At 30.6% G+C, this 15,511-nt stretch carries 16 protein-coding genes; 14 read left to right on the plus strand and 2 right to left on the minus strand.

Annotation, left to right across the window (positions count from 1 at the left end):
• Positions 1-133 precede the first annotated feature (133 nt).
• A complete protein-coding gene (locus tag ACWJJT_RS16615; protein ID WP_462955493.1) occupies positions 134-1,309 on the plus strand; it encodes an FprA family A-type flavoprotein in 1,176 nt (391 codons plus the stop codon).
• 224 nt (positions 1,310-1,533) lie between these two features.
• Positions 1,534-1,932: a hypothetical protein gene (locus ACWJJT_RS16620; RefSeq protein WP_462955494.1), complete on the plus strand. Its 399-nt coding sequence runs from the start codon at positions 1,534-1,536 to the stop codon at positions 1,930-1,932.
• Between the two features lie 16 nt (positions 1,933-1,948).
• Here ACWJJT_RS16620 and ACWJJT_RS16625 read toward each other — a convergent pair whose 3' ends face one another.
• Positions 1,949-2,125, minus strand: a complete 177-nt coding sequence (locus ACWJJT_RS16625; protein WP_462955495.1) for a Spo0E family sporulation regulatory protein-aspartic acid phosphatase — start codon at positions 2,123-2,125, stop codon at positions 1,949-1,951.
• A 334-nt stretch (positions 2,126-2,459) separates the two neighbouring features.
• On the opposite strand from ACWJJT_RS16625, the gene ACWJJT_RS16630 reads away from it, so the two are divergent.
• The 3 genes from ACWJJT_RS16630 to ACWJJT_RS16640 all read left to right on the plus strand — a co-directional run bounded on the left by ACWJJT_RS16630 (position 2,460) and on the right by ACWJJT_RS16640 (position 5,123).
• The gene (locus ACWJJT_RS16630; protein ID WP_462955496.1) at positions 2,460-2,627 is read left to right on the plus strand and encodes a DUF896 domain-containing protein; all 168 of its coding nucleotides are present in this window, start codon (positions 2,460-2,462) and stop codon (positions 2,625-2,627) included.
• Between the two features lie 53 nt (positions 2,628-2,680).
• Complete coding sequence (gene hprK / locus ACWJJT_RS16635) at positions 2,681-3,601, plus strand: HPr(Ser) kinase/phosphatase (protein ID WP_462955497.1); 921 nt, start codon at positions 2,681-2,683, stop codon at positions 3,599-3,601.
• Between the two features lie 115 nt (positions 3,602-3,716).
• Positions 3,717-5,123 (plus strand): aminopeptidase, encoded by a 1,407-nt coding sequence (locus ACWJJT_RS16640; protein WP_462955498.1) that lies wholly within the window; start codon positions 3,717-3,719, stop codon positions 5,121-5,123.
• Positions 5,124-5,416: 293 nt separating this feature from the next.
• Here ACWJJT_RS16640 and ACWJJT_RS16645 read toward each other — a convergent pair whose 3' ends face one another.
• A complete protein-coding gene (locus ACWJJT_RS16645; protein ID WP_165415000.1) occupies positions 5,417-6,250 on the minus strand; it encodes a PHP domain-containing protein in 834 nt (277 codons plus the stop codon).
• A 357-nt stretch (positions 6,251-6,607) separates the two neighbouring features.
• Here ACWJJT_RS16645 and ACWJJT_RS16650 point away from each other — a divergent pair, with 357 nt between their 5' ends.
• From ACWJJT_RS16650 to ACWJJT_RS16690, 9 genes are all read left to right on the plus strand, one after another.
• Complete coding sequence (locus tag ACWJJT_RS16650; protein WP_462955499.1) at positions 6,608-7,234, plus strand: ABC transporter ATP-binding protein; 627 nt, start codon at positions 6,608-6,610, stop codon at positions 7,232-7,234.
• A 198-nt stretch (positions 7,235-7,432) separates the two neighbouring features.
• Complete coding sequence (locus tag ACWJJT_RS16655) at positions 7,433-8,125, plus strand: response regulator transcription factor (protein ID WP_216301741.1); 693 nt, start codon at positions 7,433-7,435, stop codon at positions 8,123-8,125.
• Complete coding sequence (locus tag ACWJJT_RS16660) at positions 8,115-9,224, plus strand: sensor histidine kinase (protein ID WP_462955500.1); 1,110 nt, start codon at positions 8,115-8,117, stop codon at positions 9,222-9,224. Before ACWJJT_RS16655 ends, ACWJJT_RS16660 begins: the two co-directional genes overlap by 11 nt.
• A gap of 115 nt (positions 9,225-9,339) precedes the next feature.
• On the plus strand, positions 9,340-10,203 hold the full coding sequence (locus ACWJJT_RS16665; protein WP_462955501.1) for an ABC transporter ATP-binding protein: 864 nt from the start codon (positions 9,340-9,342) through the stop codon (positions 10,201-10,203).
• A gap of 2 nt (positions 10,204-10,205) precedes the next feature.
• Positions 10,206-11,423 carry an ABC transporter permease subunit gene (locus ACWJJT_RS16670; protein WP_462955502.1) on the plus strand — a complete coding sequence of 406 codons (1,218 nt, stop codon included), beginning with the start codon at positions 10,206-10,208 and terminating at the stop codon, positions 11,421-11,423.
• Positions 11,424-11,427: 4 nt separating this feature from the next.
• The gene (locus ACWJJT_RS16675; protein WP_462955503.1) at positions 11,428-12,543 is read left to right on the plus strand and encodes a hypothetical protein; all 1,116 of its coding nucleotides are present in this window, start codon (positions 11,428-11,430) and stop codon (positions 12,541-12,543) included.
• Positions 12,544-12,689: 146 nt separating this feature from the next.
• A complete protein-coding gene (locus ACWJJT_RS16680) occupies positions 12,690-13,283 on the plus strand; it encodes an anthranilate synthase component II (protein ID WP_462955504.1) in 594 nt (197 codons plus the stop codon).
• A gap of 9 nt (positions 13,284-13,292) precedes the next feature.
• On the plus strand, positions 13,293-14,642 hold the full coding sequence (gene pabB, locus ACWJJT_RS16685; RefSeq protein ID WP_462955505.1) for an aminodeoxychorismate synthase component I: 1,350 nt from the start codon (positions 13,293-13,295) through the stop codon (positions 14,640-14,642).
• Between the two features lie 73 nt (positions 14,643-14,715).
• Complete coding sequence (locus ACWJJT_RS16690; RefSeq protein ID WP_462955506.1) at positions 14,716-15,489, plus strand: aminotransferase class IV; 774 nt, start codon at positions 14,716-14,718, stop codon at positions 15,487-15,489.
• The last annotated feature ends 22 nt before the right edge of the window (positions 15,490-15,511 follow it).

A 15,511-nucleotide genomic window follows, 5' to 3' on the forward strand; every position in this document is an offset into this window, starting at 1 on the left:
TTATTAGTTGAATGGATTTGATAAATGTGGTAAAATATATTATATGTAAGATGATTAAAATCATATAGGTTTATAGGATGTCTAACAATTAATAATTGTTAGACACTAAGAGAACTAAAGGAGGACTTTGAGAATGGAAACAACAAAGTTAAAAAACAATATTTATTGGGTTGGGGTAAACGATCCTAAGCTCGAGGTATTTGATATTATAATGGAAACAAAGAAAGGAACTACATATAATTCATATTTAATAGATGATGAAAAAGTTGCTATAATAGATTGTGTCAAAAATGGTTTCTTTGAAGGGTTTTTAGGTAAAATAAAAGGTGTTATTGGAGAAAGAAAAGTTGATTACATAATTGTTCAACATACAGAACTCGACCATAGTGGTTCTTTAGGTAAGCTCTTAGAAGTTTATCCAGAGGCTGTTGTTCTAGCTTCAAAACCTGCTATAACGTATTTAAAAGAAATTACTAACAAAGAATTTAATAGTAGGCCAGCAGTAGGAGAGATTTGCTTAGGTAAAAACACATTACAATTTATTTCAGCACCAAATTTACATTGGCCTGATACAATGTTTACATATGCTAAGGAAGAAAAAGTATTGTTTACATGTGATGTAATGGGTTGCCATTATTCACCAGTTAATTGTATAACGGATGCTTGCTCAGGTGATTATTTTGACGAAATGAAATATTATTTTGATGTTATAATGGGACCATTTAAAAAATTTGTTAATATGGGATTAGATAAAATCAAAGATTTAGAATTAGATATGGTAGCGCCAAGCCATGGTCCTATACATGTAGAAGATATTAAAATGTATGTAGACCTTTATAGAAAGTGGGCTAAAACTTATGAGATAAAAGAAAAAAACATTCAAATATTATACATATCCGCTTATCATAATACTGAGGCTATGGCAAAATATATAACTAATAAAATTAATGAAAAGGGAATAGTGGCTGAAGTTCATGAAATAACATCTATGAATTTAAGTGAGCTTGTATCATTAATTGAAAAAGCCTCAGGTATTATGATTGGTTCTCCAACTATCAATCAAGATGCTGTAAAGCCTGCTTGGGATGTTCTATCTCTTGTGTGTCCAATAACAAATAGAGGTAAAGTCGCAGCAGCTTTCGGATCATATGGATGGAGTGGTGAAGGAGTTCCGATGCTTACACAAAGGCTAAAATCTTTAAAATTTAAAGTAGTCGAGGAAGGACTTAAATTTAAATTCGTCCCAGACAGCAAGGAATTTGAGCAAGCTGATAAATTCGTGGAGGAGTATTTACAACTCTTTAATTAATAAGTTGCTAGGGTGACTTAGGCTACAACATTTATTATAGTAAATAAAAGAAAATCTCACTTGGTTAGTGAAATTTTTTTTTTATAAAGAATTAAAAATATTTCAAATGCAAAGAATATAATGACCAGGATACTAAATATTATTGTAAAAAAGTTTTGCAATAATATCCAGACAAGAATTAAATCGCAATAAATAATTCACAAATGATTTATGGAGGGGTATATTTGAATAAGCAAAATATAATAAATTTTCTAAATAAGAATGACCTAAGTGACATAGTTGAAATTCAATATAAAAAGGACACTATAGCACTGAAATTTAAATATTATTATGATGAAGTAGAAATTGAAGCTGCTACATCTTATGCAAATGAAGAGGGCGATTTTAAGCAAAATGAAGAAGATTGGTATGAAGAATTTTTCTTGCCTTATTTAAGTGATATTTCAGCAGATAATGTGGAAGATATAATGGAAGAATGCGCTGAGGAAATGAAAATTGAATATGAATTCATCGGTTGTGATATATCAGAAGATGCATATGAATTTAATGAATTCGCGGTAGTTTTTTATGGTGCAGATGTAAATATTGAAATTGATGATATTTTAATTGAGTTGGATATCTAAAATCATGTGAGGATTATCAAGCCACTTTTTCTAAAATGGCTTGAAATTTCTGATATTTAATTATAACTTCATCTAATCGTTGACTGCATGATACAACTATTTTATCTGTAGGTTCTTTACAATTTAGTAAAAAATGTAATATTGTTCTTAACGATTCTAATTCTTCCTTTATAATTTTTAATTTAATATCCATTCATCAACACCTCTTCGCTTTATTTTGTTTTTGGAATAAATACATAATAACATATTATTCAAACTATGTTAAATTTTTAGTTAGTCACTAAAATATAAAATAATACAAAATATACTATAATTTGTTAAATAAAACATCTATATAATGGTAAAATATAACAAAAAAATCCTTGCAGATGTTGAAAAAACTTACATGGAACAATATGTAAATGACGAAAAAAGTCTTAATTTTCTTATGTTATAATTATAAAATCAGAATATGTTTAAGTTATACTATTTATGAATAAAATATTTTGGTATAATAGAAAAGTTAAAAATAGTCTAGGAGTGATATTATGAATATTGATGAATTAACTAACAGAATAAATTACCTTTATAAGAAAAGCAAAGAAAGTCAACTTACAGAGGAAGAGAAATTAGAACAACAACAGTTAAGACAAAAGTACATTGACAATGTTAAAAGAAATTTTAGAGCACAATTAGATACAATTAAAAAAGTATAATATCTTTATTAAAAACAATAAATTTTAAAATCAGTATAAATGGGGGAGTTTTAATGGATGTTACTATAGAGGAATTAATAGAGCATTTTAAGTTAGAGGTTTTAGTAGAAGGAGAAAAGGGTAACTTAATTAATGTTAGTGATATTAATAGACCAGGGCTTCAAATTGCAGGCTTTTACCAGTATTTCGATAATAATCGAGTTCAATTAATAGGTATGGCAGAATGGAGTTTTCTAGATTGTATGGAAGAAGACCTTAGGAAGAAACGATTGAATAAATACTTTAAATTAGATATACCTTGCGTTATAGTCACTAGGCAGATGCAACCTCATAAGGAACTTATGGAGGCAGCAAGGGGAAATGGACGATGGGTTTTACGAACAAAATTAATTTCTACAAGATTTATTAGTAAATTTACAAATTACGTAGATACTAAGTTAGCTCCAGAAACTAGACTTCACGGTGTTCTAGTAGATGTTTATGGTATAGGCATGTTATTAAGTGGAGAAAGTGGGATAGGTAAGAGTGAATGTGCGTTAGAACTTATAAAAAGGGGACACAGGCTGATTGCAGACGATGCAGTTGACATTAAAGAAATTGATGGTGTATTACTTGGAAGTTGCCCATACATAACCTCAGGAATGCTGGAGGTCAGAGGTATGGGGATAATAGATATTCCAGCAATATATGGTATGAGTTCGGTTCTAAACACTAAGACTATTAGTTTGTTGATATCACTTACTCAGTGGAATGAGAGTGAAGAATATGATAGGCTTGGTATAGATAATGACTTTATGGATATTCTAAATGTGCCTGTAAGAAAAATAACATTGCCAATTAGGCCAGGTAGGAATATAGCAGTAATTATTGAAGCGGCTGCAGCTAATTATAGATACAGTTTAAATTCTAAGATAACTCCTGTTGAAACTATAAATATGAGAATAGAGGAAGTAACTGCAACTCCTAAGAAATAAAAAAATGGGATTAACATAGAGTTTAATTTTTTTGAACTTTAAATGTTTGTAATTTTAGGAAATATTTAGTAGAATAGTAAGTGCAGGAATTATTTATAATAGGGAGGGAATAAACATGTCTGAAATTAAAAGTTTAGAAAAAAAATATGAAGTAGCTTGGGATAAATACACAAAAAGTGATCTTAAAAAGGTATTTGCATTATCTGACAATTATATAGATTTCATGTCAAAATGCAAAACTGAAAGAGAATGCGTTACAGAGTTTGTTACACTAGCTAAAAAAAACGGTTACAAAAACATTGATACTTATATAAGTGAAGGTACTAAATTAAAAGCTGGTGATAAGGTTTACGCTAGCAGTATGGGAAAAACCTTAGCCTTGTTTTTAATTGGGTCTGAGCCTATTGAAAAGGGTTTTAAAATTTTAGGTGCTCACGTGGACTCACCAAGACTCGATTTAAAACAAAATCCATTATATGAGGATTCAGATCTAGCATTAGCTAAAACACATTACTATGGTGGAATTAAGAAGTACCAATGGGTTACGTTACCTTTAGCTATCCATGGTGTTATTGTTAAAAAGGATGGTACAGTAATAAATGTAGTAATAGGAGAAGATGAAAAAGAACCAGTAGTTGGAATTTCAGATCTTCTAATTCACTTATCAGCAGATCAATTGAAAAAGACTTTAGACAAAGGTATCGAAGGTGAAGATTTAAACGTATTTATGGGAAGTATACCAATCGACGATAAGGATGCAAAAAATAGAGTTAAGTTAAATATATTAAAACTTTTAAATGATAAATATGATATAGATGAAGAAGATTTCGTATCATCAGAATTAGAAGTAGTACCTGCAGGGCGCGCTAGAAACTATGGATTAGATAGCAGTATGATTATGGCTTATGGACAAGATGATAGAGTGTGTGCATACACTTCTTATGAAGCATTAATGAACATTAAGGAAACAGATAAAACTTGTATTGTTTTACTTGTGGATAAAGAGGAAGTTGGAAGTATTGGTGCAACAGGAATGCAATCAAAATTCTTCGAAAACACAGTAGCTGAAGTTGTTAATTTAATGGGAGAGTATAGTGATTTAAAAGTTAGAAGGGCATTAGCAAATTCAAAAATGTTATCATCAGACGTAAGTGCAGCATATGATCCAAACTTTCCTTCGGTTATGGAAAAACGTAATTCTGCATATTTTGGAAAAGGTATAGTTTTAAACAAGTATACTGGAGCTCGCGGAAAGGGCGGATGCAACGATGCAAATCCAGAATTTATTGCACAGCTTAGAACCATAATGGAAAAACATAATATTTCATGGCAAACATCAGAGCTTGGCAAAGTGGACCAAGGCGGCGGAGGTACAATAGCTTATATACTTGCCGGGTTTGGTATGCAGGTTATAGATTCAGGGGTTGCTCTTCATAATATGCATGCGCCATGGGAAATTGCAAGCAAAGCAGACATATATGAAGCTTTTAGAGCTTATGAAGCTTTCCTAACAGAAATATAAAAGAAAAAGCATATATTACTACAATTGCATCTTACTTCACAGAGTAATTCTAAGCTAATTTTATTGAAAGATACTAAAAAGTACAAATTCGCGAGCGGTCAAACATGTACTTTTCTTAACGTATATTTCATAAAATAATCTAGGAATTACTAATGTTTGTTTAAATGCAGTTTACGTAATATATGCTCTTTTTCTTTAGCTTTCGATTTTGTAAAATAACAGTTATTTAATATGCAAAAAAGTATATATTACTATTAATGCATTGCATTAATAGTAATATATACTTTTTTCTTTTATGATTCTAAAGCATTTACAAAGGTAGCTAGTTCATTATGGCTTAAGGAAACTGAACCAACGACGCCATGACTGGTATCTGAGATTGTAATTCCATGAAAATCTGAACCTGCAGTAATTAACTTACCATATTCTTTAGCTTTTGACTTTAAAAGAGATTTTTGCTTTTTTGTATTTATTGGGTAAACTGCTTCAATACCATCAAAATCTAAGCTTAGCATTTCATCTATGGTTGATTTTTTAATTAGAACAGGGTGTGCAAGTACAACTAATGCATTAACTTTTTTTAATATAGTTATGCCATCGGCTGTTGAAATTCTCTTAATGTGTACATATGCAGGGCTACTGTTTGAAAGGAAATTATCAAATATATATTTCCAATCATATTTATAACCAGCATCAATTATGGCTTTAGCTATATGGGGTCTAGCTATTACTCCTTTAGCTTCATCTAAAACTTTTTGATAGTCTAGTTTTATTTTGAAAAACGTATCTAAATTTTCCACTATTTTTTTAGCTCTTAATATTCTGAAATCATCTATGTCTTTTAAGAAATTTTGAAAATCAACATCTTTATATTTATCATCTTTAAAATAACCCAATATGTGAATGCTTTCGTTATTATAAATAGTAGATAGTTCTATACCAGGTATTACCCTTATATTTTCAATTAGACCTTCTCTGATTCCTTCCTCAACATTTAAAGTTGTGTCATGATCTGTTATTGCAATAATATCCAAACCATTTAAAGACGCTTCATGAATTAGTTCTTTAGGACTTAGTTTTCCATCAGACGCATTTGTATGAAGATGGAAATCACCTCGATTGTACATATAATCACCTCGAATTTAAAGTTTAGCATAAGGCACATAAAAATAAATAACAAGACAGTATACTGGTCTATTCTAGCCAGGTCTATTCTAGCCTATTTATTTTTATGTGCCTAATACCATTTTAACCAATATTGGTGAATATTAAAAGGGGATTACAATAAATAATAATTATTATAGAATATTTATTAAATGTTAGGCTCTTTTTTGCAAATGTATAGGTGGTAGCCTGCGAGATAGTTACTCGTATAACTAATCTTTATAATTTACTTATTTTTAAAACATATATTTCATACATTTCATATTTTATAATTGTAAATGTGACTTGATTACAATTATAAAAATTTGGAGGGTACTTATATGATTCAATTAAAAGCTGTGAATAAAAAATATAAACGCGAAAATATGGAGCAGGAGGTTCTAAAAAACATAGACATGACAATCGAGGAAGGGGATTTTATTACTATAATGGGTCCTTCAGGAGGTGGAAAATCTACACTTCTATATATTTTGTCAATGCTTGAAACTTCAAGCACTGGTGAAGTCTTTTTTGACAATAAGATTGTCAGTGGTAAGAAAGAAAAAGAAATAGAGGTATTAAGACGTAAAAATATCGGACTTATTTTTCAAAATTCTAATTTAATAACGGGTTTGACACCTTTAGAAAATTTATTATTAACTATGGATAGCAAAGAAGGTAAAAAAGAGAAAATAGAAAAATGTGAAGCTTTATTAAAAAAGGTAGGCTTGTTAGATAAGAAAAATGCTAAGGCAACCTCACTTTCTGGTGGAGAAGCCCAAAGAGTAGCTGTAGTGAGAGCACTTGTTAACAGTCCTAGATTCATACTATGTGATGAACCTACAGGTGCTCTAGATTCTGAAAATGGTAAAAGGGTTATTGAACTTTTAATGAGGGTTAAAGCGGAAAGTGGTTGCTGCCTTGCTATAGTAACTCATGATGAAAGAATAGGCTCTTTGGAATTATAAAAGGCTTTAAAGAAAAGGAAGAGGTAGTATTTAAATTATTTATAAAATAATAGCAAGTTAAAATTTCCGATTTATGTTAAAATCAATGATTTTATTGGGATTATTGATATAATACTATTAGGTCAGGTGACGCTATATATGTTTAAATGGAACTGAGAATATAATAAACTTTTTAATATAAACACATGGAGGAATTAAATGGAGAGAATTTTGATTGTGGAAGATGATAAAGATATTCGAGATATATTAAAAATCTATTTAAAAGCTGAATCTTTCGAAATATGGGAAGCTGAAAATGGTAAGAAAGCTTTTGAAGTTCTTGAAGATAAAGAGGTAGATTTAGTTGTTTTGGACTTAATGCTGCCAGATATAAGTGGGCTAAACATTTGTAAAAATATACGCACTAAATACAAATTTCCTATAATAATGCTCACTGCAAAAACAGCGGATCAAGATAAAATAATAGGTCTTACTTATGGTGCCGATGATTATATGATTAAGCCTTTTAATCCCTTGGAAGTTATGGCAAGGGTTAAAGCTCAGCTTAGGAGATACAAGCAGTATGGGGAAGGTACAAAGGAAGATGATAATACTATATATTATAAAGGGTTAATCTTAGATAAAAATAGTAGGCATGTTAATTTAAATGGCAAGGAACTAAAACTAACACCTACAGAATTTAACCTTATTGAAATATTACTACTAAACAAAGGACATGTTTTAAATGGAGAAAAGCTATTTCATTTGTTGAGGGAGGATGAGTATTATTCAAAATCAACAAATACAATAACAGTTCATATTCGAAACTTAAGAGAAAAAATGGATGAGTCTTTTGAACATCCGGAATATATTAAAACTGTTTGGGGGGTAGGCTATATCATTGAAGATTAAAAAATGGAAATGGAATTATTATATTTTAGCTTTTTTTATATTTATAGGATTAATGTTATTTATTGATTTAAAATTAGAAGGAACTGTGGCAGAATTTTTTGAAAGGCAAATATTATTTGATAGAGAAAAGGTATTGTTTGTTGGCATGGATCATACCAGGGGAACCTTTTATTGGCCACGACTTAGAGATATATTGAAGAATATGGTTATTGGAGGTTTTGTTCTTTTAGAGATGGTTGTTTACTTTACATCAAGATACTCACAAAATAAGCAGCGAAAAAAGATAATAACTCAGTTAGAGCAAAGAATATCTTTGCTCAGCAAGGGAGAGGTACCTGAAAAAGTTCAAGAACTAAAACTAATTGATTTTGAGATAAATGAAATTAGACATGAGAATGAACTTGTGAAGCAGGAGATATTAATGGAGATGAGCAAGAAAAATGACCTTGTAACCTATTTAGCACACGATTTAAAAACTCCATTAACAAGCATCGTTGGCTATCTTACAATTTTAGATGAATCTGAGGTACCAGAGGAGGTTCGTAAGGAGTATATAAAGAAACTTTTGGTAAAATCCTATAGAATGGAAGAGTTAACGAATCAGTTTTTTGATATTACTCGCTTTAATCTTCAGGAAATCCCTTTGAATAAAAGTATACTAGATGCAGAGTTTTTCCTAGAACAGTTGACTGAGGAACTATATCCTTTACTTAAGGAGAAAAATTTAAAATTTAATATAAACCTTACTCCGAGTATTAAGATTTATGCCGACGGATCACTATTTGCCAGGGTGTTAAACAATTTATTAAAGAATGCTATAGCATATAGCCACAAGGATTCTGTCATAAAAATAAAGGCCGAAATGGGAAAATGTAGTATGCAATTGTTTGTAGAAAATGATGGTGACGTAATAAGTCAGCAGGAATTAAAACTTATATTTGAAAAGTTTTATCGAAGAGATCAGTCAAGAAGTCAATCAAACGGGGCAGGACTTGGTTTGGCTATTGCAAGAGAAATTGTACAAAAGCATCAGGGCTCTTTAGACGCGGAAAGTCAGGATGGACATACTGTGTTTATTATTACTCTACCCAATTCTTAATAAAATCTTTATAAATACTAAATAATTTATGAATAAACCTTTCTTTTATCCCAGTTATACTGAAGATAGAAGAAAGGTTTTTTATTGCTTTTGCTTTAATAAGGAGGAAAAAAATATGAAATTATTTGCTTATAATATTTCTAAGGAGTTTAAAGATTTAAAGGCTGTTGATAATATAAATCTTGAATTTACTCCAGGGATTTGGGGACTTTTAGGACCAAATGGTGCGGGGAAAACAACATTAATGAGAATGCTAGCTTCTAATACAACTCCAAGTAAGGGTAAAGTAATGTTAGACGATGTAAATATCGCCAGCCTTAAGGATTCGTATCTAGATAAAATAGGATATTTGCCTCAGCACTTTGGATATGACAAAAATCAATCTGTTGAAGATTTTCTCCATTATATTGGATCTTTAAAGGGGCTTAATAAAGAAATTAGAAATAAAAGAATCAGTGAATTATTAAATGAATTTAATTTATCAGAAGTTAGAAAAAAAAAGATTGATAAGCTTTCCGGAGGTATGAAGCGTAGAGTTGGAATATGCCAAGCTATGTTAAACAATCCTGATATTTTAATTGTAGATGAGCCTACCGCTGGTTTAGATATTGAGGAAAGAAACAAATTTCGTAAGTATTTAACTGCAATAAGCAAAGAGAAAATCATTATTGTATCTACACATATTGTTTCAGATATTGAATTTATTGCTAATTTCCTTGTGCTTATGGAAAAAGGTAAAGTAATTGCAGCAGGAGAAGCTCATTCTTTAATTGAAACACTTGATGGTAATGTGTTTGAGACTGTTATTGATGAAAATGAACTTTCACGGCTAGAAAATGAATATAAAATTATGAATTTTCGTAATGAATCTAGTGGGAAGGTTTCAATTCGTTATGTTGCAAATGTTCCATTAAAAAATAGTAAATTAGTTTCACCTTCTCTTAATGATTTTTATCTTTCAAAAGTTAAGGAGGTATAAAAATGGATGTATTTTTTCAAGAGTTAAAAAGACAACTAAATTTTAAAAGGCTTCTAACATATGTTTTAATTGCAATTGCTTTGGCAGGATTATGGACATGGTTTATTGTGTGGGGAGCTACAGAAGACTTTTTGCAGCAAGGAGTTTACAAAGAATATAAAGGTAGATCAGCAATAGAAGCAGCAGGTAATGATAGAGTAGGCGCTGAAGGAGAAATGACTTTAGATAAATTTCAAAGTGGCTGTGATATTTTTCTAAAGTCATTAAAAGGTGATAATGAAAGCGATTTAGTAATTACTAAAGACTTGTTGAAATATACTGTCTATGCTGACCAATTAATTCTCCAGGAGTTTCGCTTGAAAACTATGATAGGAGAATCAACAAGTGACCTTTTGCATATTCCTAAGGGTGCAGGAATGAATTTTTATGAAAATGAAGATTTATTCTATGGTAAATATATTGATAAAAATGCACTTAATGAAAATGAAAAGACCTTGTCCATCTCTCTATTGGATAAAGTGAAAAAACCTTATACTTATTACACTGGATTTAAAGAATGGAATGATGGAATTGGACATATGATGTTTTTCTCATTTGTACTTATGGTTATGTTAGGGGTTTTTTCAAGTTCCATAATAACCAATGATAAAGAAAATGGAATGGATGAAATTATAACTACTACAGTAAATGGCAGGAAAAGCCTCACTATAGCAAAAATTAGTATACCTTTAATTATGGCATCTATTGTATATCTTTGTGGAGTTGGTCTTTATGTTTTGCTATTAAAGTATTTATTACCTGCTGATGCTTTAAATACTTCAATACAGGTTTCAAGTAGAAGTTTTCTTCCATATACTCAAGGTGACTTACTTAGAAATGTATTTATCGTAGGCTGGATAGGAATTTTAATAGTGTCAAGCTTTTCTACTTGGATTTCATCTATATCTAAAAAATCCTCAAAAGCCATCCAATTCTCGATACTTACAATATTAGGTTCTTTTATTTTAGGCGTATCTATCACTAGTCACTCTAGGAATATGGATATAATTAAGATGCTTATACCAGGAGGAATAGGATTTTCATATGTACAATCTATAGACTTTCCATTCATTACAATTTTAGGGAAGACTCTATGGATGCCATCCATTTTGCTCATAGCAAGCTCAATTATATTTTTACTTAGTACCATTTTTACAACACTTAATTATAGAAGGAGGTAAGGAGATGATATATCAAGAATTAAAGCGTCGCCTTTTTACAAGATATGTTTTCTTCTCAATAATAGGTCTACTTTTGCTTACATGTGTATTAAATCTACGCACTATAGCAATAAATGAAAATCTACATGAAGTCATTAAAGAAGAGTCTGTATATGCTGGTGAAATGACTGAAGATAAATTATGGCTAGGTCTAGAAAAAGTGCGGGACAAAAAGTCAGATGAAATAAAATATAGCCCACTTATAGCTTTTATAAGTCGGTTAGTTTATTCTTATCCCGGAATACTATACAATGAAGATAAACTAACCGAATTTCCTGATTATTATGCTAAAAATTTTTATGCATGTTGGGAAAAAAAATCTACTGCACTTATAGAAAAAATATCTAAAAATAATCAAGCAAAAGCATTGGAAGAACTAGCTAAGGTGAAAACACCTTTTTATCAATATGAAGGCTATTATCTTTGGACTGAAAGCTTTAATATTCTTAAGATTCTTTATCTAATAATTATATTTATGGTAACATTTTTTGCGGCATCCACCTATTCTGATAGCATGGAAGACGGTAGTATGGAAATTATGTCTGCAACAGTTTTTGGCAAAAAGATGATGGGCATTCGCCTTCTTCCTGTTATGATATATGGTTTGCTTTTAACTTTGGCAGCAACACTTTGCAGCGTATTAATTTTAGGTTCAGCTACTGGACTTCAGACTTTAAAGAGTAGTTTAAAGGTATTTGCATTATTTTCTATAGGTAACGCTACATTAGGAAGTGGAATACTCTTAATGTTTGCATGTGAACTTTTAGGGGTGCTATCGTTAACAACTATTATGGGATGGATATCCTACAAAACAGCAAGTACAAGCCTTGCTACATCAATAGGAATAGGAATAAATATTTTCTATATCATCATGGCTTTATTTATTAAGCTTCCGTGGAAATTTTTCCAATTTATCTTAAATGCATTGCCACTGGCATCATCACAAATTATAAATGAAGTGTCTGGATTTCAGTTTGACATGGGGATTTGGAGACCATATGCAGTTATGGTAAGTATGGTTTTGGTGTTTATTGCATTCGGTATGTTGCTTAGTCATGCAGTTTGCAGAGAGGAAATATAATTAAATCATTTTAGAAAATCTTATATGATATAATTACTCATAGGCACACGCCCACAACCAACAATGAAAGTTGATTTTAATCCTAATGATTTTACGCAAACTATTTGATATAATATAAGTAATTATAAGAGAATAGGAGATAGTTTATGTTTTTGATGATAGACAATTATGATTCATTTGTATACAACCTAGTTAGATACTTTGAAGAGCTAGGTGAGGAAATATTAGTATATAGAAACGATAAAATTTCCTTTGCGGATATTGAGAAAATTAAACCCGAAGGAATAATCATTTCACCTGGTCCAAAATCTCCTGAATATGCGGGGATTTGCATGGAAATAGTAGAAAACTTTAAAGGCAGCATACCTATTTTGGGAATATGTTTAGGTCATCAGATTATTGGTAAGGTGTTTGGTGCTAAAATTATTAAGGGAAATGAACCAGTGCATGGGAAAGTATTTGAAATAAAGCATAGTGGAAAATATGTGTTTAAAAATATTGTGAGTCCAATGAAGGTTACGAGATACCATTCCTTAATAATAGAGAGAGAATCCTTGCCAGAGGCATTAGAAATAACTAGTGAAACAGAGGATGGTGTTATAATGGGTATAAGACATAAGCAATATCACATTGAAGGGGTACAATTTCACCCTGAAGCAGAGCTTACGGAATATGGACATGAAATTCTTAAAAATTTTATTAATGAAGTTAGAATTCAAGATAAATTTGTTGAAAACTAAGGAGAAGAAATGAAACTGATAATTGAACAAGTTAATACTAACCTTGATGGGTTTGGTATATATTCATTATTTAAAGAAGATTTAAACACTATATTATTAGATAGTGCTAGAGACGAAGAAACGTTAGGAAGATATTCTTTTATAGGAACTAACTGTTTTTTAACATTTAAAAGTAAAAATGGTACCTGCTATAAGGGAAAAGAAGTATATGAAGGGGATACATTTGAAGAGTTAAATAAAATTATTGAAGAATACGCTATAGAAAATAATACTGGGCTGCCTTTTGTATCTGGCGGTATAGGATACTTTTCCTACGACCTGGCTAGGGAAGTTGAAGAGCTACCCAATATAGCAAAGGATGATGTAGATATACCTCACTGCTATTATAATTTTTATGATAACATTATCATTTTAGATAATTTTAAGAAAAGTGTTTATATATCTGCACTAGGAATACTTAAATCTCAGAAAGACAGTATTGAAGGTATTAGGCAGCGTATACAAAAGGGCAATAAAATTGTATATGAAAAAGTAGGAGTTATAAAGAATAAATTTACTTCGGACTTTGAAAAGAACAATTATATAAATACTGTATCAAAGGTAAGAGCTTATATAAAAAGTGGAGATATATATATCACGAATTTAACTCAAAGATTTAGTTGTAACACTCGTAAAAGCGCATATGAAATATATAAAGATCTAAGAAATATAAATCCAGCTCCTTTTGCTGCATTTATGAATTTTGAAGATTTTAATATAATATGTTCTTCTCCAGAAAGATTTTTAAGTATTAGAAATAGAATGGTAGAAACTAGACCTATAAAAGGAACTATGCCAAGAGGGATGGATGCAGGGGAAGATCTTAAAAATAAAAACATACTTATAAATAGCGAAAAAGATAAGTCTGAACTTCTAATGGTGGTAGATTTAGAAAGAAATGATTTAAGCAAAGTTTGTAAGCCGAATTCTGTTAAGGTAACGGAACTTTTTAAATTAGAGGAGTATAGCACAGTATTTCATTTGGTATCTACAGTAGTAGGTGAATTAAAAGATGGAGTATGCTCACTAGAATGCATTAAAGCTTGTTTTCCAGGAGGGTCAATAACAGGAACCCCTAAAATACGCTCATTAGAGATTATTGAGGAATTAGAGCCTGTGCGTAGAAACATATATACGGGCGCTCTTGGATATTTAGGGTTTGACGGAAATGTAGATTTGAATATAATTATTAGAACGATCTTAATAAAAGACAATAAAGCCTATTTTGGTGTAGGTGGTGGAATAACGTGGGATTCCAATGAAGAATGTGAATATGATGAGACCTTAGATAAAGCAAAAGCGTTAATGCGAGTGTTATAGGCTGGTGAATAAAGTTGTAAACTAAATTATAGAATTTGCCACGTGTCACATGGGTGGAACCTAAGGGGGTATTATGATATTTGTAAATGGTGAATTAAGTGTGGATAAGATATCCTTAGATAGTGGGTTTTTCTTTGGAAGAGGAGTTTTTGAGACTATATTAGTTAAAGAAAAGCCAATATTTCTAAGGGAACATATAGAAAGGTTAAATAGAGGGCTTAACACACTAAACGTAAATAAAAAAATTACTGAAACAGAAATTTATGCTGCTACTCAAAAACTCAATTGTAAAAACTGCGTGCTCAAAATTATGGTATCTGAGAAAAACACTATAATTACTAAAAGAGAAATGGCCTATAAACAAAGTGATTACGAAAAAGGTTTTGGCTTAGGATTAAGTGAGGTTAGGCGAAATGCGCATTCAAATTTAACATATGTGAAATCCTTCAACTACATTGAAAACATAATTGAACGAGATAAAATTATAGATAAAGGGTACAATGAAGCACTATTTCTAAACACAGAGGGATTTATAAGTGAGGGAGCTGTAAGCAATATATTTTTCATCAAGAATGGAATTATATTTACACCAAAGATTAAATGTGGGTTATTACCGGGTATAGTGCGAGATTTTGTTATTCGAAATTTGTTGTCTATAGGATTTATTGTACAAGAAGGCGAGTTTACATTAGAAGAATTAATGAAAGCTGAGGGTGTTTTTATAACTAATAGTATTATGGGTATAATGAAGGTGAATAAGATCGAAGATAAAGCTTTCAATGAAAGCACAGTTGTATCTGAAATAAAAAGGTATTATGATAGATATGTAGAAAATCATAAGGAATAAGGCTACTCTAGGAATAAGGCTA

The sequence above is a fragment of the Clostridium sp. CM041 genome (assembly GCF_055081035.1).